Annotated in this window: 16 protein-coding genes; 7 read left to right on the top strand and 9 right to left on the bottom strand. The window is 72.0% G+C overall.

From position 1 onward, the window contains the following. Both C1I93_RS17610 and C1I93_RS17605 read right to left on the bottom strand, forming a co-directional pair. A partial coding sequence (locus C1I93_RS17610; RefSeq protein ID WP_111244384.1) for a rhodanese-like domain-containing protein occupies positions 1-434 on the bottom strand: 434 nt, incomplete at its 3' end. 56 nt (positions 435-490) lie between these two features. Then, positions 491-952 (bottom strand): cysteine dioxygenase, encoded by a 462-nt coding sequence (locus tag C1I93_RS17605; protein ID WP_111244383.1) that lies wholly within the window; start codon positions 950-952, stop codon positions 491-493. Between the two features lie 212 nt (positions 953-1,164). On the opposite strand from C1I93_RS17605, the gene C1I93_RS17600 reads away from it, so the two are divergent. Continuing rightward, positions 1,165-1,563, top strand: coding sequence for an ankyrin repeat domain-containing protein (locus C1I93_RS17600; RefSeq protein WP_111244382.1), 399 nt, complete (start codon positions 1,165-1,167; stop codon positions 1,561-1,563). Between the two features lie 31 nt (positions 1,564-1,594). On the opposite strand, the gene C1I93_RS17595 is transcribed toward C1I93_RS17600, so the two are convergent. The 4 genes from C1I93_RS17595 to secA2 all read right to left on the bottom strand — a co-directional run bounded on the left by C1I93_RS17595 (position 1,595) and on the right by secA2 (position 6,300). Continuing rightward, positions 1,595-2,359: a class I SAM-dependent methyltransferase gene (locus tag C1I93_RS17595; RefSeq protein WP_111244381.1), complete on the bottom strand. Its 765-nt coding sequence runs from the start codon at positions 2,357-2,359 to the stop codon at positions 1,595-1,597. Positions 2,360-2,443: 84 nt separating this feature from the next. After that, a complete protein-coding gene (locus C1I93_RS17590) occupies positions 2,444-2,965 on the bottom strand; it encodes a DUF2231 domain-containing protein (protein WP_111244380.1) in 522 nt (173 codons plus the stop codon). Between the two features lie 79 nt (positions 2,966-3,044). Beyond that, the gene (locus tag C1I93_RS17585; RefSeq protein ID WP_111244379.1) at positions 3,045-3,785 is read right to left on the bottom strand and encodes an ANTAR domain-containing protein; all 741 of its coding nucleotides are present in this window, start codon (positions 3,783-3,785) and stop codon (positions 3,045-3,047) included. A gap of 220 nt (positions 3,786-4,005) precedes the next feature. Beyond that, the gene (secA2, locus tag C1I93_RS17580; protein ID WP_111244378.1) at positions 4,006-6,300 is read right to left on the bottom strand and encodes an accessory Sec system translocase SecA2; all 2,295 of its coding nucleotides are present in this window, start codon (positions 6,298-6,300) and stop codon (positions 4,006-4,008) included. Between the two features lie 392 nt (positions 6,301-6,692). On the opposite strand from secA2, the gene C1I93_RS17575 reads away from it, so the two are divergent. The 4 genes from C1I93_RS17575 (at position 6,693) to C1I93_RS17560 (ending at position 11,592) form a co-directional block, all read left to right on the top strand. Next, on the top strand, positions 6,693-7,616 hold the full coding sequence (locus C1I93_RS17575; protein ID WP_249412474.1) for a glucosyl-3-phosphoglycerate synthase: 924 nt from the start codon (positions 6,693-6,695) through the stop codon (positions 7,614-7,616). A 150-nt stretch (positions 7,617-7,766) separates the two neighbouring features. Next, a complete protein-coding gene (locus C1I93_RS17570; RefSeq protein ID WP_111244376.1) occupies positions 7,767-9,476 on the top strand; it encodes an amino acid adenylation domain-containing protein in 1,710 nt (569 codons plus the stop codon). Beyond that, entirely contained in the window at positions 9,473-10,810 is a 1,338-nt protein-coding gene (locus tag C1I93_RS17565; RefSeq protein ID WP_111244375.1) for an FNR domain-containing protein, read from the top strand. Before C1I93_RS17570 ends, C1I93_RS17565 begins: the two co-directional genes overlap by 4 nt. A 17-nt stretch (positions 10,811-10,827) precedes the next feature. Then, a complete protein-coding gene (locus C1I93_RS17560; RefSeq protein WP_111244374.1) occupies positions 10,828-11,592 on the top strand; it encodes an enoyl-CoA hydratase-related protein in 765 nt (254 codons plus the stop codon). 86 nt (positions 11,593-11,678) lie between these two features. On the opposite strand, the gene C1I93_RS17555 is transcribed toward C1I93_RS17560, so the two are convergent. Beyond that, complete coding sequence (locus C1I93_RS17555; RefSeq protein ID WP_111244373.1) at positions 11,679-12,356, bottom strand: response regulator transcription factor; 678 nt, start codon at positions 12,354-12,356, stop codon at positions 11,679-11,681. A gap of 264 nt (positions 12,357-12,620) precedes the next feature. On the opposite strand from C1I93_RS17555, the gene C1I93_RS17550 reads away from it, so the two are divergent. Together C1I93_RS17550 and ctaD are read left to right on the top strand one after the other, a co-directional pair. Next, entirely contained in the window at positions 12,621-13,349 is a 729-nt protein-coding gene (locus C1I93_RS17550; RefSeq protein ID WP_111244372.1) for an ATP-binding protein, read from the top strand. Between the two features lie 89 nt (positions 13,350-13,438). After that, a complete protein-coding gene (ctaD, locus tag C1I93_RS17545) occupies positions 13,439-15,466 on the top strand; it encodes an aa3-type cytochrome oxidase subunit I (protein ID WP_111244371.1) in 2,028 nt (675 codons plus the stop codon). Positions 15,467-15,555: 89 nt separating this feature from the next. Here the strand turns inward: ctaD and C1I93_RS17540 are convergent, their stop codons facing one another. Next, positions 15,556-16,437 carry a SigB/SigF/SigG family RNA polymerase sigma factor gene (locus C1I93_RS17540; RefSeq protein ID WP_111244370.1) on the bottom strand — a complete coding sequence of 294 codons (882 nt, stop codon included), beginning with the start codon at positions 16,435-16,437 and terminating at the stop codon, positions 15,556-15,558. A gap of 221 nt (positions 16,438-16,658) precedes the next feature. Next, positions 16,659-18,050, bottom strand: a complete 1,392-nt coding sequence (locus C1I93_RS17535) for a hypothetical protein (protein WP_111244385.1) — start codon at positions 18,048-18,050, stop codon at positions 16,659-16,661. Positions 18,051-18,237 lie beyond the last annotated feature (187 nt).

Here is an 18,237-nt window from a genome sequence, read left to right as displayed (position 1 = left end):
GGCGGGGTGGGACCGAGCACGGGCAGGCCGGCGATGCGCCAGGCGGCGAAGCCACCGATCACGTCGGTGGCCCGGTGCAGGCCGAGATCCTGCAACGCGGCGGCGGCCAGCGACGAGGTGTAGCCCTCCTGACAGATCACCACCACGGGCAGGTCGTACCCGACCGCCTGGGGCAGTCGGGCCGCGCACCGCGGATCGAAACGCCACTCCAGCACGTTGCGCTCGACCGCGAGCGACCCCGGCACCGTGCCGTGTGCGGCCCGCTGGGCGGCGGGTCGGATGTCGACGAGCAGCGCGCCGCCCCGGTTCGCCAGATGCGCCTGCTCCGGATCGAGCCGGTCGATCCGGGCCCGCGCGGCGGCCAGGATCTCGTCGATCCCCCGGGAGCCCGGGGGTGGTACCGGACCTGTGACGGAGGGGGCGGTCTGCGACATCACGGGTTTCCTTCCAGAAAAGATCATCGTCTTGAGGTGCGGTGGCCCGCCGAAGATCACCATGCCACGCCGGCCTCGGCCACCTCGGCGACCAGCAGCCGACCTTCCGCGAGACGGTAACGGGTCATCCGCCGCAGGGCCGGGCGGTAGACGTGGACGCTCACCGCGGGCTCGTCGTGCCGGTTGGTCACCACGTGCACGTGCCGGCGGCCGAACCGTCGACCACTGCCGGCCGCGAGCAGGTGTGGGCGCAAGCGGCCGCCGCTCACCGTCTCCTCGGTGAGCACACCCGACACCACCAGGAAGGCACCGGAGGAGCCGCCGTGGTCGTGCAGGTCGGTGCCCTGGCCGGGCAGCCAGCTCAGCGCCCACACCTCGTGGTTGTCGTCGGCGGCGAGCCGGGCGTACCACCGACTGACGGGGTCGAAGCGCAACGGCACCGGCCAGCTTGCGGGGTCGGCGGCCCAGCGTCGGGCGACGGCGAGCAGGTCCGACTCGGTGGTGGGCGCGGCAGGCATGAGGTCCTCACGAGGTCCGACGGCGGATGTCCCGACCAGTCTAGGCGGTAAAGCCTATAGGTTTAGTAGGTAATCCTACCATCCGGGATGCCGGACTCGAAGATCAGCAGGGCGTGGCGGGATGATGACCCGGCGATCACCTCGCCCCCGTCGACCGGTCCGGGCCCACCGCCCGCCGCGACCGGCACGGCGACGCCGACTAACCTGAGGCGGTGAGCGAGGAACTCGACGCGGAGACCCTGGAATTCGCGCACCGGATGTTCGACCTGGCCCGCGACGGCGCGGCCGACGAACTCGCCGCGTACGTCGACGCGGGACTACCGGTCAACCTGACCAACGAGAAGGGTGACAGCCTGCTGATCCTGGCGGCTTACCACGCCCACCCGCAGACGGTGAGCGCGCTGCTGGCCCGGGGCGCCGACCACTCACGCGCCAACGACCGGGGGCAGACGGCGCTGGCGGCGGCCGTGTTCCGCAGCAACGCCGAAGCGGTACGCGCGCTGCTCGACGCCGGCGCCGACCCCGACGGCGGCAACCCCTCCGCCGTGGCCACCGCCGAATTCTTCGACCTGCCCGAGATGCTCACCCTCCTCCGCACCGCCCAACCGTAAGGACAGGCGGCGACGACGCGGGACTGGACGGCTACGGGCGGTCCGCTCTGGCCTCGATGAGGAAGCGGCGGGCGTGGGCGACGAAGGATCCCTCGGCCCGGATCCGGTCGTGCAGGCGCGCCAGGGCGGGCAGGTGCGCCTGCACAGTGAAGCCGGGCACCGTCCAGACCACCTTGCGCAGAAACCAGACCACCGCCCCGATGTCGTGAAAGACGGTACGCAGAGTGGCCTCCCGCAGGTCCACCACGGTCAGGCCGGCGGCCTGGGCGTCGGCGACGGCCCGCGCCGGATGGCGGCGCGCCGGTGGTGGCAGCGGGCCGAGGATCGCCTCGCTGAGTTCGCGTACGGTCCCGGGGCCGATCTGCTGGGAGAGGAACGTGCCGCCCGGCCGCAGCACCCGCGCCACCTCCGGCCAGTCGGTGCGTACCGGATGCCGGCTGACCACCAGGTCGAAGGCGTCATCGCGGAACGGCAGCGGCGCGTCGGCACGTACCGCCACCACGCTCGCCTTCAACGGGGCCAGGTTGGCCCGCGCCACCGGCACGTTCGGCAGCCATGCCTCGGTCGCGGTCAGCAGGCGGGGCGGACGGGGCACCTCGGCCAGGACCTCTCCCCCGCCGGTGTCGATGTCCAGCGCCGCGTCGGCGCTGGACATCCGCGCCGCCACCAGCCGCGCGTAGCCCCACGGTGGACGCTCCTCGGTGGCCCGCCCGGCCAACCAGTCGAACGCCCACCCCTCGACCGGCGCCGCGGCACCCTCGGCGAGCAACTCCTCGAAGGTCACTTCTCGCGTCACGGCGCCAGCATGTCCGGGCCGGCGCGGCGCGGCAACGCGTTTCCGGCGGCACCGCACCGCACATCGCCGCGGGACCTGAGCCCGCTACGGACGCGGACGGATGACCGGACGTGGGCGGACGACCTCGATCGTGGGGGCGTCGACACCGCCGCGCAGGGCGTCGAAGCCTGCCGCTTCGGCACGACCGGCCTCGAAGTGCCGCATCAGCCGCGCGCCGAGGTGCACGCCGACCCCGCCGACCGCGAGGGCGAACACCTCGACGACCAGCAGCACCGCAGTCGCTCCCCGGTTCGGGGCCTCCGCCCGCACCAGGCAGGAGAGCAGGAACAGCCCGGCCATGCCGGCGTTGACGACGTTGAAGCCGATCGCCGTACGACGGGTGCGGTCCGGCGGCACGTCCCACAGGTCGACCATCCCGGCCGCCGCGGTCAGCCCCGCCGTGACCAGCGCCGCCACCGCCGTCCAGTAGCCGACCTCGCCGAGGAAGACCGGTCCGCCCGCCACGTCGGCGAGGTCGAAGATGGTCGCGCAGACGAAGAGGCCGTACGGGAAGGCCACCAGCATCGGTTGGATCGGATGCCCCTGCACCCGCAGTCGGCTCTGCATCGTGTGTCCCCCCTGGGATCGTCTCAGCCCATCAGCCCAGGGTGCTACCCGGGCGCCAACCGGGTGAAACGAGAGGTTCTCAGTTGTCCCGAGGTCGGGAGACCGTGCTGACCAGTCGCTCAGCCACCTCGCGCAGCGGGATCGACAGTGACGTGGCGGCGCTGCGCAGCACCTCCAGGGCGTCCTCCGCCGGGCAACCGCGCTGCGTCATGATCACTCCGACGGCCTGGCTGATCACCCCGTCACCGAGCAGCGCGGCGTCCTGCTCGCCGGCCTGCGCCGCGCGCCGCTGACGGTCGCGTACCGCGGCCAGCAGCAGACCGGCGTGTTCGGCGAGCAGCATCGCGGTCAGCTGGTGGCCGGTGCGCAGCGCATCGGCCTCGTCGGCGTAGAGGTTCACCGCACCGATGACCTGCTCGTCGATGTCCACCGGAGCCGAGATCACTCCGCGTACGCCCCACTGGAGCGCCCGCGCCGTCCAGTCCGGCCAGCGGTCCTCCTTCGCCAGGTTCTCCGCCCTGACCATCTCCCGGCGCCGGATCGCGTCCATCGCCGGGGTGTCCGGGCCGCAGCGCAGATCGTCCAGCCCGCTGAGCCGCGCGTCGGAGGCCGCCGCCCCGGCCGGCTCGCCGGCCCGCAGGGCGGTGAAACCGCACCAGCTCACGCCGACCATGGCGTCCCGGGTGACGCGTACCAGCGCGGCGAGCGCCTCGTCGAAGTCGTCCAGGGCGAGCAGGCCGGCGGTCAACTCCCGCAGCAGGGCGGCCGTCTCCAGTACGCCGAGCGTCTCCACGAAAGGTGGACTGGCCTCGAGGTTCACCGGCCCCCAGCCCCCGTACCCCTGGCCAGCGTCGTCACCTGTCTCCTCCTCGATTCATCCCGGCACCACGCGGCACCGCCCGTGGTTCCCCTCGTCCGGGTCATGGCCCGCACATACCGCCCATGGTCGTGGCCGCACGGACAGGGGCCTACTACCCCACCGGACAAGGGTCGAAACGGTGCAAACCGGGGCCACTGCCAGGGTACGGGCGGGTGCGGGCTCAGCGAGCGCCGGCGCCGCTGAGCCGACGACCGACCGAGGCGATCAGACGGTCCAGTTCGGAGCCGAACGGGTTGTCGTGGACGAGGTACGTCCAGGTCGCGCTCGGGCGGACCAGCTCGGTCTCGTCCGGCTCCCAGTCCTCGTCGAACTCGGTCTCCTCGAAGGTCGCCAGGGTCCGCCGCTCGATCTCCGGCACCAGGTTGGTGAAGGCGGGCACCGCCGCCCGGTGGAACTCGTCGAGCGGGTCGAGCCGGCCCAGGGCGCGCAGGTGCACGCCCTCGCGGACCTCCGACAGCTCGGCCAGGTGCTCGGCCCAGAGCCGATCGAGGTGGTAGAGCGCGATCGACCGGGCCGCCCGGGCGAGCAGGTCCTCGTCCATCTCGCCGGCCTTCTCCGGCATCTTGTCCAGCAGCATCAGCGCCGCGATGTCACTTGTCAGCAGCCGCTCCCGGCGCTCGGCGAGGGCCTTGCGCTGCTGCTCGATCACCACGCTGTAGCGCCAGGTGTTGCGGTGGATCTCGTGGTTGACGCCCTCTGCGACCCGCTGGGCGTGCTCCACCGCGTAGTCCACCTGCGCGTCGGTGACCAGGCCGTCGGCGTTCATCCGGGGCGACGGCGGCACGGCGTCGCCAGCGTGCCGGACGACCAGGTCGTCCTCCAGGCTGACGAAGAAGACCGAGCCACCCGGGTCGCCCTGCCGGCCGGCCCGGCCACGCAGCTGGTCGTCGACCCGGCGGCTGTCGTGCCGGCCGCTGCCGATCACGTACAGGCCACCCAACTCGGCGACCCGGTCCCGGTCGGCCTGGTCGCTGCCGCCGAGGCGGATGTCCACGCCCCGGCCGGCCATCTGGGTGGAGACGGTCACCGCGCCGTACGCGCCGGCCTCGGCGATGATCGACGCCTCCTCGTCATCGTTCTTGGCGTTGAGCACCACGCACGACACCCCGGCGGCGTTGAGCCCGGTGGCGAGCTGCTCGGACTCCTTGACGTCCAGGGTGCCGACCAGCACCGGCCGGCCGTCGGCGTGGCAGCGCTTGATCTCGTCGATCAGCGCCTCTTCCTTCTCCGCCCGGGTGGCGTAGATGCGGTCCGGCTCGTCCACCCGTACGCACGGGGTGTTCGGCGGGATCACCGCGACCTCCAGGCCGAAGAACTCGCGCAGCTGGTCGCCGACGAGCACTGCGGTCGCGGTCATGCCGCACAGCTTCGGGTAGAGGCCGATGAACGCCTGCACCGCGACGGTGCCCAGCACCTCGCCCTCGGCGGTGGCGTCCAGCCCCTCCTTGGCCTCCACCGCCGCCTGGAGTCCGTCGGGCCAGCGCCGCCGCTGGGCCACCCGGCCGCGCATCTCGTCGATCAACTCGACGGTGCCGTCCCGGACGATGTAGTCCACGTCCCGGTGCAGCAGGGCGTGCGCGTGCAGCGCCACGTTCACCGCGGAGAGCTGCTCGACGTGCTCCTCGTCGTACAGGTCGATGCCGAGCTTGGCCTCGACGGCGGCCAGGCCGGCGGAGGTGAACGCCACGCTGCGGCCGTCCTCGGCGACCGTGTAGTGCCGGCCCTTGCGCAGGCCGCGCACGAGCGCGGCGGCGGCGTGCACCGGATCCTGCTCGCCGGGCACCGAGCCGGCGAGGACCATCGGCACCCGGGCCTCGTCGATCAGGATCGAGTCGGCCTCGTCCACGATCGCCGTGCGCAGCGGCCGCTGGACCCGGTCGGCGACGTCGGTGACGAGCTGGTCGCGCAGGAAGTCGAAGCCGGCCTCGCTGACCGACACGTAGGTCACGTCGCAGGCGTACGCGGCGCGCCGCTCGTCGGGCGTGGAGGCCTCGTTGACCCAGCCGACGGTGAGGCCGAGCAGCTGGTAGACCGGTTCCATCCAGGTCGCGTCGCGGCGGGCCAGGTAGTCGTTCACGGTGAGCACGTGCACCGGCCCGTTACCGAGCCGCACGTGTCCGTACGCGGCGATGGTGGCGGTGAGCGTCTTGCCCTCACCGGTGGCCATCTCGGCGACCTTGCCGGAGAGCAGCGACATCGCGCCGAGCAGCTGGACATCGTACGGTCGCTGGTCGAGCCCGCGCCGGGCGGCCTCGCGGCCGAGCGCGCAGATCTCCTCGTAGGTCGACGCCGCCGCGGCCGCCTCGGTGAGCGCGGCATCGTCGAAGGCCGAGATCTCCTCCTCGCGGGCCTCGATGGCCGGCAGGAGCTTCTCCAGCGGAGCGAGGTCGACAGTGGTTCCCGGCCGTTGGAGGAATCGGCGGAACCTCGTCTTCAACCGTTGCGACACACCCATGAACCGCAACGGTACGCGACCAAACCGATCTTGTTACCCCTCCCACCCCTGTTCCGCACCCCCAAATCTTCGCGATCTTGCACTTTCTGTCCCGACAAATCATCCCAAAATCCGCATAAAGGCGACCAGAACTGCAAGATCGCGGGAGCTGAGGGCGAGGTGTGGGAGCAGGTGCAATCAAAGGTTCATGGGAGCGGAACGTTGCGGTAGTGGGGTGCTGATCAAGCTGGGGGGACGAATCCGGTTAGCGTGCGGGGGGCCGGGAAACCATCTCTCGGTCTTCCCGCTGTCAGGGGGTGCCTGTGCGGAACACTGAAACTCCGGTCTCGCCCGTGGTCGAGGCCTGGGCCACCTATCGGACCAGTTCCCAGGCGGACTGGTCGACCCGGCGGTTGCTACGCGCCAAAGGCGAGACCCGGGTCAGCGTGGTGCTGCCGGCGCGCAACGAGGAAGCCACCGTCGGGGCGATCGTGTCGACCGTCCGCGAGCACCTGATGGACCGGGTTCCACTCGTCGACGAGCTGATCGTTGTCGATTCACGCTCCACCGACCGTACCGTCCAGGTGGCCCGGGACGCCGGTGCCCAGGTGGTCGGGCAGGACGCGATGACCCGGGGGCTGCCCCGACTGACCGGCAAGGGCGACGCGCTCTGGGCCGGGCTGGCCGCGGCCGAGGGCGACGTGGTCGCCTTCATCGACGCCGACCTGCGGGAGTTCCGGCCGCACTTCGTCACCGGGCTGCTCGGCCCCCTGCTCACCGACCCCTCGGTCGACTTCGTCAAGGGCTTCTACCACCGGCCGCTGATCAGCGCCAGCGGGGTGGAGGCCGACGGTGGCGGCCGGGTGACCGAGCTGATGGCCCGGCCGGTGCTGAACCTCTTCTGGCCCGAGCTGGCCGGCTTCGTGCAACCCCTCGGCGGCGAGTACGCCGGCCGCCGCGAGGTGCTGGCGCGGGTGCCCTTCGTCTCCGGGTACGGCGTCGAGACCGCGATGCTCATCGACCTGCTCGACCTCGTCGGACTGGACGCGCTGGCCCAGGTCGACCTCGGTGAGCGCAAGCACCGGCACCAGGACACCGCCGCGCTGGGCCGGATGTCGGCACAGATCATGCTGACCGTCTGGTCTCGGCTCCAACGGAGGGGCTGGGCCAGTCCGGAACTGCTGCCCACCGCCCTGCTGACCCAGTTCCGTCGGGGCGGCTCCGAGGCGCTGCCGAACCTGGACCGGGAGATCGTCGTCAGCGACGTCTCCATCGCGGAACGGCCACCCCTGGCCGAACTGCGGCACCTGCTGCCACGCCGCCGGGTCACCGCCTGACAGCCACCGAATCAGTACGTTCCGCGCCCAAACACAAGGCGAGCGAAAACCGGAAAGAAGGCTTCCAAAAGTCCCAGATATTTCCAAGACGCATTGACGAGACTCGATTGCATTGGTCGCTGGCAGGCGACCCGGCAAAGAGGAGCGTTCATGCGTGTTCAGCACCGCAAGGCTGTCGCACCGACAGCATTGCCACTTGTCGACACCGTCCCCGTACCGTCCGCCGGCGCGTCGGGTCCGCTGCTCGACCACCTCTCCCGACGGGATCGGTGGCTGTTTCGCCGGTTCGGTGCAGGCCTCCAGGTGCCCGTTCCCGACGTGCGTATTCACCACGCGTTCGAACAGTGGGCCGAGACCACGCCGGACACCCCGGCAGCCGAACACCGCGGGTCGACCATCAGCTACCGCACCCTGGACCGCCAGGCCAACCGCCTGGCCGCCCGGCTGGTGGCGGCAGGCGTCCGCACCGGCGACACGGTGGGTGTGTTCACCAGCCGGTCCATCCCGATGCTGGTCGGGATCCTGGCGACGCTCAAGGCCGGTGCGGCGTACGTGCCACAGGACGTCAGGATCGCGCCGCCCACCCAGTTGCGCGAGGTCGCGACGATCGCGCGCTGCCGGGTGCTGCTGACCACCGAGGCGACAGTGGGCGCGCTGCCGGTCCTGCCCGGCGTGGCCCGGGTCGCGGTCGACCGGGTGATGGCCGAACCGCTGGCGCCGGGCGCGCACGTCACCCCGCCGACCCCGAGCCGGCCGGTCCGTTCCGACGACGGGTGCTACGTGCTGTTCACCTCCGGCACCACAGGCACCCCGAACGGGGTCACCGTGACCCATGGCAACCTGGCGAACCTTCTCCTCACCACCCCCGGCGACCTGGGCATCCAGCCCGGGTGGCGGGTGGCACAACTGCTGAACATCGCGTTCGACATGGCCGCCTGGGAGATCCTCGGCAGCCTCACCCACGGTGCGACCCTGCTGGTCCGCGATCGTGATCTGACCGCCACGGCGGCCCGCGCGCAGGTGCTGATCGCCACGCCGTCCGTACTCGCGCGGATCGACCAGGCGCGGTGTGGCGGGGTACGGGTGGTGGCGGTCGCCGGTGAGCCCTGCCCTCGCCCGCTGGCGGACAGCTGGGCCGTCGACCGGGTCTTCTACAACTGCTGTGGGCCGACCGAGACCACGATCGTCAACACCATGCACCGGCACCGTCCCGGAGCCGACGCGCTGACCATCGGCCGGCCGACGCCGAACAACACCGTCTACGTCCTGGACCCCACGGGCCAGCCCTGCCGCATCGGCGAGGTGGGCGAGATGTGGGCCGGCGGTGACTGCGTCTCCGCCGGCTACCTGGACAACCCGGTCCTCACCGCGCAGCGGTACGCCCCGGACCCGTTCCTCGGCGCCGGCCGGCTGATGTTCCGCACCCGCGACCTGGGGCGGTGGACTCCCGACGGCGACCTGGAACACCTCGGCCGCACCGACGACCAGGTGAAGGTCCGTGGTTTCCGGGTCGAGCTCGACTCGGTCTCCGCCGTGCTGGAGGAGGTACGGGGCTGCCAGCACGCCGTCACGCTCCGGCTGAACGACAGGGATCTCGCCGCGTTCGTCACCCCGGCCGATCTCGATCCGCAGCGGTGCCGGGACGCGGTGGCCGCCGCCCTGCCCTACTACTGCGTGCCGGCGGTGGTGTATCCGCTCGCGCAGTTGCCGATCACCGGACGGGGCAAGGTCGACCGGGAGGCGCTGCGCCAGCTCGCCCTCGACCTGCCGGCCGGGGCCACCCGGATCGGCACGACCGGGCCGGAGGGCACCGGCCCGGTCTCCCGGATCGGCACGGCCGGGCCGGGGCGGGCCGCATGAGCCCGGGCGGCCTGGCCACCACCTCGACCCGACCGGCACGTGCCGGCGCCGGGGCGTACGAGCTGCCACCCACCGGGAACTGGTGGCGGCGGTTGGTCACCCGGCCCGAGCTGCGGCACTACCATCGGCTCGCCGCCGCGGTCCTGGTGGGCAACGGCGCGCTGCTGTGGTACGGACTGAGTGCCGGCTGGTGGCCCGGACCGGACTCGGTCGCGGCGTTGGGCGCGGCGGCGCTGGCGAACGTGGCGCTGGCGGTGCTGGTCCGGCAGCAGTACGTCATCAACCTGTTCTTCTGGCTCGCCACCCGGGCCCCGACCCGGTGGCCGCTGCGGATCCGCTGGCTGCTGGGCAAGGTCTACCACTTCGGCGGCCTGCACGTCGGCGCGGCGCTCGCCGGGCTCTGCTGGTATCTGGCGCAGCTTGTCGTGTTGACCGGCGGCGGCGCGCCGGGCGGCGGCGCGGCGGTCGTCACCGGCTACCTGGTCGCCGTCCTGCTGCTGGCGATCGTGGGCACCGCCCTGCCGCCGCTACGGGCGCGCCGGCACGACCTGTTCGAACGGACCCACCGTTTCGGCGGCTGGGCGGTGCTGGTGCTGCTCTGGATCCAGGCGGCCCTGCTGGCCGGTGGCGTGGCCGCCCTGGCCAGCACGCCACCGGGCTGGGTGCTGGCCGGGCTGACGGTGAGCATCGCCCTGCCCTGGCTCCGGCTGCGCAAGGTGCCGATCCGGGTCGAACGGCCCTCCGCGCACGTGGCGCTCGTCCACTTCGACCACGGGGTGACGCCGTTTCCCGGGTCGTCCACCGCGATCAGCCGCGGTCCGCTCGTGGAGTGGCACTCCTTCGCGAACGTGCCGGCACCGGGGCGGCCCGGCTTCCGGCTGACCATCTCCCGAGCCGGTGACTGGACCGGACGCTTCATCGACGAGATCCCGGAGCAGGTCTGGGTCAAGGGCATCAGCACCGCGGGGGTGGCCAACATCGAGACCCTGTTCCGGCGGGTGGTCTACCTCGCCACCGGCAGCGGCATCGGGCCGGTACTCCCGCATCTGCTGGCCGGTCAGGTGCCGGCCCGGCTGGTCTGGGTGGCCCGCCGGCACCGGGAGACCTTCGGGGCGCAACTGGTGGCGGAGATCCTCGCCCACGAGCCCGGCACCCGACTCTGGGACACCGCACTCGACGGGAAGCCGGACATGCTCCGGTTGGCCTACGAGGCGTACCGGGAGTTCGACGCCGAGGCGGTCATCTGCATCTCCAACCAGGCGCTGACCTGGCAGGTGGTGCACGGTCTGGAACAGCACGGCATTCCGGCCTTCGGCGCCATCTGGGATTCCTGAGGAACAGGAGCGAGTTGATGCGAATCACGATCGAGAAGAACGACCGGGTGGTCACGGTGACGCTGTGCCGGCCAGAGGTACGCAACGCGCTGGACACCGCGCTGCTTGCCGAGTTGGTCGACACGCTACGGCCGCTGGACCAGGATCCCGAGGTCGGCTGCTTTGTGATCACGGGATCGGAGCAGGCATTCGCGGCCGGCGCCGACATCCGCGAGATGGCCGGGATGTCCTTCCTGGACGCGGCGCTGGCGGACCACTTCGCGGGCTGGGACGCCTTCGCCGCGTTGCGGACGCCGAAGATCGCCGCCGTCGCCGGCTACGCGCTCGGCGGCGGCTGCGAGTTGGCCATGATGTGCGACCTGATATTCGCGGCCGAGAACGCCCGGTTCGGCCAGCCGGAACTGCGGCTCGGGGTGATGCCGGGGATCGGCGGCACCCAGCGGTTGACCCGGCTGATCGGCCGGGCCCGGGCGATGGACCTCATCCTCACCGGGCGGCAGGTGGACGCGGTGGAGGCGGAACGGTTCGGGCTGGTGTCCCGGGTGGTGCCGGCGGACCGGCTGCTGACCGAGGCCCGGCTGGCGGCGGCGACGGTGGCCGGGCACAGCAAGCTGGCCACGTTGCTGGCCCGGGAGGCGGTCGACCAGGCAGCGGAGGTCGGCCTCAGCGCCGGGGTGCTGTTCGAGCGGCGGTCCTGCCACGCCCTGTTCGCCACCGAAGACCGGCAGGAGGGCATGCGCGCCTTCCTGGAGAAGCGCCCGGCCCGGTTCACCGGGCGTTGAGCCGGCAGCGCGGGGGTGCGGCCGACCCGGCCGCACCCCCGTGCACCGCGTCCGCCGCCGCCCAGGCCCCCGCGCGCCACCGGATGTCACAGCGTGCCGATCTGGTAGCCGAGGCCGTGGACGGTACGGACCACCCGCTCCCCCAGTTTGCGCCGGAGATAGTGCACGTACGTGTCGACCACGGTCGCGGAGCGGTCCGCCCCGAAGACCCGCCGGCGCAGCTGACCACGGCTGTGCACCGCCTGCGGATGGCTGGCGAGCGTTCGGATCAGGTCGAACTCCCGCCCACTCAGTGGCACCGCGCGGCCGTCCGGCAGCCGTACGCTGCGCTGATCCAGATCCAGTTGCCCGGCGCCGATGGGGATCAGCTCGGCTGCGTCGAAACGGCGCCGGGTCAACGCGCGGACCCGGGCCATCAACTCCGCGCTGTCGAAGGGTTTGCCGAGGTAGTCGTCGGCACCGGCGTCGAGTCCCCGGACCCGCTCGGTGGGGTCGGCCCGCGCCCCCAGGATGAGCACCCGGGCGGCGACGGCCCGGCGACGCAGCCGGGTCACCAGGTCGACCCCGTCGATCGCCGGAAGCCCCCGGTCGAGCACGATCACTCCGTATCGCTGCTGCAACGCGAGGTGCAGACCGCGCTGCCCGTCCCGGGCCACGTCGATCCGGTACCCGTTCGCACTGAAGAGGGCGACGAGCAGTTCGACGAGGTCGGCGTCCTCCTCGACCAGGAGTACCGGACCGGGAGAATCCCGAGGTTCGCTCATGTTCACATGCTGCCATCGGGTGCGATGATATTTAAGCCTGCAATTTCTTCCGCCGCAATAGTCAATTCCTGAACTATTCCAGATTCGTCGACTCGGGTCGGCTTTCGGCCGCCCGATCGCGCCTTACCGGATCCGTCACCGCGCCCGGACGGGCGCTGTCACGGCAGTCACGGTGCGGTTTCGCCCGAGCGGACGCCGGGTAGTTGGCAGGCTCCGGGCGGGGCGGACGCAGCGGCTCCCAGGGCGTACGAAACGAGGGCGGAGATGGCGGGCGGGATCACCTGCGAGGTACGCGACGGCTCACCGGTCACCGTCGCGCAGCTCGCCGGCACCCTCGACCTGACCACCATGCGCCAGACGTACGCGGCCCTGGACCGCTGCCTGTCCTGCCAGCCCGACGCGCTGGTGGTCGACCTGGCCGCGCTGACGGTACGCGACGAGCTGGCGGTGGCGGTCTTCGCCGCGGCGGCGCGGCGCGCCGCCGACTGGCCTGCGGTGCCGATGGTGTTCTGCGCGCCGCCCCCGGCCACGGCGGCCGGGCTGGCCGCCTCGACGGCCTGCCGCGAGTTGCCGATCCGGTCCACCTGTGCGGAGGCGACAGAGGTGGCGGGCGCGGCGGCGATGCCGCGGCTGCGGATGCGGATGGAGCCGGTGGCGGCGGCCTGCCGGCGGGCGCGGGAACTGGTCACCGAGGCCTGCGCCCGGTGGAACCTGCCGGGCACGGTGGACCCGGCCTCGGTGGTGCTCAGCGAACTGGTCGGCAACGTGGTGCGACACGCCCGGACGCCGATGCAGGTCACCGTGACGCTGCGGCGCCCGTGGCTGCAACTGGCGGTGGTCGACGGCAGCGACGGGTCGGCCCGCCTGGGGCGGCCCGGCCAGCGCGACGAGGGCGGCCGGGGGCTGCTGCTGGTGCGCGAGCTGGCCGAGCGCTGGGGCAGCGCACCGGCCGGCGACGGCAAAGCGGTCTGGGCCACCCTGCTGGCGAATTGACCGAAATTCCCCCTCTCGCCTGGTTACATGGTCGACGGGGCGGGTAGCCACGCCCGTCCTTTTGGCCGTCGTCAGCGGGGTGAACACTGATGCCCAAGCGGGGAACCTCCGCAGCCGGAGAAGCGGGAGAAGCCGGAGCCGCACCGGACCGGGGCCCGGCCATCCTGGCACCGGCCCGGTTCGGCGGCTACCCCGGCCCGCTCCGCGAGCCCGTCCGGGGCGCCAAGCTGACCCGGTTCCTGGCGACCACCGACCACAAGCAGATCGGGCTGCTCTACCTGCTCACCTCGTTCGGCTTCTTCCTGCTGGCCGGGGTCGAGGCGATGCTGATCCGGGCCGAGCTGGCCCGGCCGGGACTGCAACTGCTCTCCCCCGAGCAGTACAACCAGCTGTTCACCTCGCACGGCGCGGTGATGCTGCTGCTGTTCGCCACGCCTGCGGCGTTCGGCTTCGGCAACTACATCGTGCCGATCCAGATCGGCGCGCCGGACGTGTCGTTCCCCCGGCTGAACGCCCTGGCGTACTGGCTCTACCTGTTCGGCGGTCTGATGGTGATCGGCGGGTTCTTCACCCCGCAGGGCAGCGCCGACTTCGGCTGGACCGCGTACACCCCGCTGAGCACCGCGCAGCACTCCCCCGGCGTCGGGGCCAACATGTGGGTGATCGGTCTGGTGGTGTCGGGACTTGGCACCATCCTCGGCGCGGTCAACCTGATCACCACGATCCTGACCCTGCGTGCCCCCGGCATGACCATGTTCCGGATGCCGATCTTCACCTGGAACATGCTCTTCACCAGCGTGCTGGTGATCCTGGTCTTCCCGCTGCTGGCCGCCGCCCTGCTCGCGTTGACCGCGGACCGGCTGCTCGACGCGCACGTGTTCAGCCCGGACACCGCCGGGCCGATGCTGTGGCAGCACCTGTTCTGGTTCTTCGGCCACCCCGAGGTCTACATCATCGCGCTGCCGTTCTTCGGCATCATCACCGAGATCATCCCGGTCTTCTCCCGCAAGCCGATCTTCGGCTACACCGGACTGGTGCTGGCCACCATCGCCATCACCGTGCTGTCGATGACGGTGTGGGCGCACCACATGTTCGCCACCGGGCAGGTGCTGCTGCCGTTCTTCAGCATCCTCAGTTATCTGATCGCCGTACCGACCGGGGTGAAGTTCTTCAACTGGATCGGCACCATGTGGAAGGGCCAACTCACCTTCGAGACGCCGATGCTGTTCGCCATCGGCTTCCTGGTCACCTTCCTGCTCGGCGGGCTCACCGGGGTACTGCTGGCCAGCCCGCCGGCCGACTTCCACACCACCGACACCTACTTCGTGGTGGCGCACTTCCACTACGTCGTCTTCGGCACCGTGGTCTTCGCGCTCTTTGGCGGCTTCTACTTCTGGTGGCCGAAGATGACCGGGCGCATGCTCGACGAGCGACTCGGCAAACTGCACTTCTGGACCATGTTCATCGGCTTCCACGGCACCTTCCTGGTGCACCACTGGCTGGGCAACGAGGGCATGCCCCGGCGCTACGCCGACTATCTGCCCACCGACGGCTTCACCACGCTGAACACGATCTCCAGCGTCTTCTCCTTCGTGCTCGGCGCGTCCACCCTCTTCTTCATCTGGAACGCCTGGAAATCCTGGCGCTTCGGGGCGCTGGTGACAGTGGACGACCCCTGGGGCTTCGGCAACTCCCTGGAGTGGGCCACCACCTGCCCGCCACCGCTGCGCAACTTCGACCGGATGCCGCGGATCCGCTCCGAACGCCCGGCCTTCGACGCCAAGTACGGCGAGTTCGTCTCGGATCTGGGTCGCGACCTGCCACAGCGGACCACCCGGCCGCCGCAGGAGATCGGTGCGGAACTGCACCGCGAGCCGCACCCGCCCGAGTCACCGAGCGCCGAGGGCGCGTACGGCGCGCCGGAGGCCGCCGCCTACCACCCCGATCCGCAGTCCGGCGCCCGGCCCGTCGAGGTGCCGACGCCGGAGGAGGTACGCCGGGCCAGCTTCGAGGGAACCGACGAGCCCGAGGACAACCCCCTCGGTGGGGAGGAACGCCCGGAGCCCAACGACAGGTGGCGACATCCACGCGGGCACGCCGACACCCCGGAGAACTGACGCGTACGGGGCGGCGCCCACTCCTGCGGCGCCAGCCCCGTACCCGGATCGGCAGCGCACCCGCGACGCGGGGGCCGGGTGTCGGTCGGTCAGCGGACCCGCGACGGAGCCGGTTCCGGCTGCTCCTTGACCTTCACCCCGGACTCGGCGGGACCGTTCTGCCAGGGCGGCGGCGCGTCGGCGAGCATCGCCTGACGCAGCCAGGTCAGTGCCCGCGACAGCAGCCGCGACACGTGCATCTGGGAGATCCCGAACCGGGCCGCGATCTCGGCCTGGGTCTGGTTGCCGTAGAACCGCATGGCCAGGATCCGCCGCTCCCGCCACGGCAGGCGGTGCAGCAGGCCGCTGATGGTCACCCGGTCGTCCACCGACTCCAGGGCGATGTCCGACTCGCCGACCAGGTCACCGAACTCGGCCGAACTCTCCCCGCCCACCGGGGCGTTGAGCGACGCCGGGCTGTAGCCGGCCGCCGACTCCAACGCGGCGAGGATCTCCTCCTCCGGCGTCTCCAGCCGTTTCGACAGCTCGGCGACGGTCGGCGCCCGGGACAGCTCGCTCGTCAACGCCGCGGTCGCCTGCCCCACCTCGAGGATCAGGTCACGCAGCCGTCGGGGCACGTGCACGCCCCAGGTCCGGTCCCGGAAATGCCGCTTGATCTCACCCACGATGGTGATCGCGGCGTACGCGGTGAACGAGCCCCGTTCCGGGTCGTACCGGTCGACCGCGTTGACCAGGCCCAACCGGGCCACCTGCTCCAGGTCCTCGAGCGGTTCCCCGCGTCCCCGGTAGCGTCGGGCCAGCCGGCCCGCGAACGGCAACGCGAAGCGCACCAGATCGTCGCGCGCCTCCTGACGCCGTTCCGGTGGCAGGCCCTCGATCCGCGCCGCGTACGCCAGCGCCGCCGCGTCGAGATCCTCCAACCCCCGCTCGGTGGTCGGTGGTGGTGTGGTTGTGCTGGTCTGTCCGAACATCCGCGCCTCCCTCAGGAAGGACCCCGCCCGGATTCGCCGAACACCGGGCACGCGCGTGGGCACGCACGGGCCTGTGACTGGGTTACGTGACTGGGATGCCAGCGGGCGACGGCGCCATGCCACGCCGAGGTGATCAGCCTGTCGCAGCCGGCGGTGTTCCCGCTCCGTAGGTACTCAATCACGGGAGCGGGGGTTCGCGAGGATGTTTCGCCAGCCCCGGTTCAACCCACCAGCAGACCGCCGCGGGTGCCGCTGTCGCGCAGCACCGCCAGGGTGTCCGCCATCCCGAGCGGCGCGGGCGTGGGCAGGTCGCAGGGCTGGGCACGGAGCACCTCGGTGGCCCGGCGGGTGGGCACCGAGGCGACCGGATATCCCCGGGCACAGGTGCGGTCCAGCGCCCGCCGCCGCCGGCCGAAGCCGGCAACCGCCAGCCACTGCGGCAGGCCGGCCAGCGCCGGTGAGCGTACGCCGGGCGGTTCCGGCAGCACGTCCACCGAGCTGAACGGGTCACTGCCGGCCAACCACCACTCCACCTGCTCGACGTTGCGTCGGGTGGCGTTCTCGCACCAGTACGGCACCAGCCCGGCGCGCAGCACCTGCCACGGGTCGAGCAGCCGGCCGCACTCCACCACCAGCCGGTCACCGGTCTTGCCGGCGCCGCGCAGCCAGTGGCGGTACAGGTCGGCCACGGCCGCGCTGAGCACCTCCGGCGCGGGGAAGAGCAGCCGGTGCATCCGACTGTCGTGCCGGGAGGCCCACTGCCGGACGTCGAGTTCGAAACCGGACTCCACCCCGTGCTCGGCGGCGGCCGGTGGGGCGCACACCTCCGGCGGCTCCCAGCGCGCCCCGTTCCCGCCGGCGGACCGGAGCACCTGACGCAGCGCATGGCTGTCGGGGTGGAAGTCCACCGGATCCAACCCGCTGCCCGGGCAGCCCACCTGGAAGCTGTGCCCGTCGGCGGCGCCGAGCACCGGCCAGGTCCGGCCGTCCCGCAGCAGCAACACCGGCGCGCCGGGCGCGAGTCGCTCGCTCAGGAACCTCCGGTACGCCGCCGGCAGCCGCCGCCAGCGGGCAGCCAGCAGCACCGTGGCGCCCGCGAGCGCGCCCCGGCTGGCCGGGCAGTGCACCTGGCGCAGATGCAGGTCGGGGTTGCCGGCGAGCAACCGCCCGGCGAGCCCGGCACCGTGGTCCAGGGCGGCCTGGGGACGGTCCACCGCGCCCTGCGGCCAGTGCGCGATCATCTCGAACCCGGCGGGCAGCCACGGCACCCCGAGGGCCACCGCCAGATGGGCGGCGGCACCGTGCGGCGAGCCGATCAGGATCCCCGGGTAGCGACGGCACGGGTACTGCTCGGCGAACCAGCGGGCGACCCGCCCGGCGTCCACCTCGGCCGCCTGCCCGACGGTCAGCGCGACCCGGCCGGCGGCCCGCGCGGACACCGCCCGACGGACCGGTTCGGGCGTCCCCGCGAAACGGGACACCGGCCCGGTGTGGCCGAGATCGGCGCAGTCGGTGCCGCGCAACGCGCGGGCGGTCGCGGCGACGAGGACGCGGGCGGTGCTGCCGACGGCCACGACCCGGTCACCGGCCAGGCCGGCGCCGTCCGCCGTCAACTCCGGGCGCGCCTCGCGTACCCGATCTGCCTTTCCCCGTTCGCTCGCCACGCGGCCCGGCTTCCCGCCCCGATGCGGCTTAAACAGGGCATCCACCCACCCCAAGGCATCAACCCACACGCGCTCATCCGGCCACCCCCGCGTCGATCATGCACTTTCAGTCGCCGGTTCGTACCGTTGCCACCGC

The sequence above is a fragment of the Micromonospora endophytica genome (assembly GCF_003236305.1).
GTDB classification, from domain to species: Bacteria; Actinomycetota; Actinomycetes; order Mycobacteriales; family Micromonosporaceae; genus Micromonospora; species Micromonospora endophytica.
This window is presented reverse-complemented; position numbering and strand designations above follow the sequence as displayed.

What these genes read in the sequence shown, in the direction of transcription:
- C1I93_RS17605 (WP_111244383.1), bottom strand. Translation starts at nt 952, where the DNA reads ATGCCTGCCGCGCCCACCACCGAGTCGGACCTGCTCGCCGTCGCCCGA.
- C1I93_RS17590 (WP_111244380.1), bottom strand. Translation starts at nt 2,965, where the DNA reads ATGCAGAGCCGACTGCGGGTGCAGGGGCATCCGATCCAACCGATGCTG.
- secA2 (WP_111244378.1), bottom strand. Translation starts at nt 6,300, where the DNA reads ATGGGTGTGTCGCAACGGTTGAAGACGAGGTTCCGCCGATTCCTCCAA.
- C1I93_RS17570 (WP_111244376.1), top strand. Translation starts at nt 7,767, where the DNA reads ATGCGTGTTCAGCACCGCAAGGCTGTCGCACCGACAGCATTGCCACTT.
- C1I93_RS17565 (WP_111244375.1), top strand. Translation starts at nt 9,473, where the DNA reads ATGAGCCCGGGCGGCCTGGCCACCACCTCGACCCGACCGGCACGTGCC.
- C1I93_RS17560 (WP_111244374.1), top strand. Translation starts at nt 10,828, where the DNA reads ATGCGAATCACGATCGAGAAGAACGACCGGGTGGTCACGGTGACGCTG.
- C1I93_RS17555 (WP_111244373.1), bottom strand. Translation starts at nt 12,356, where the DNA reads ATGAGCGAACCTCGGGATTCTCCCGGTCCGGTACTCCTGGTCGAGGAG.
- C1I93_RS17550 (WP_111244372.1), top strand. Translation starts at nt 12,621, where the DNA reads ATGGCGGGCGGGATCACCTGCGAGGTACGCGACGGCTCACCGGTCACC.
- ctaD (WP_111244371.1), top strand. Translation starts at nt 13,439, where the DNA reads ATGCCCAAGCGGGGAACCTCCGCAGCCGGAGAAGCGGGAGAAGCCGGA.
- C1I93_RS17540 (WP_111244370.1), bottom strand. Translation starts at nt 16,437, where the DNA reads ATGTTCGGACAGACCAGCACAACCACACCACCACCGACCACCGAGCGG.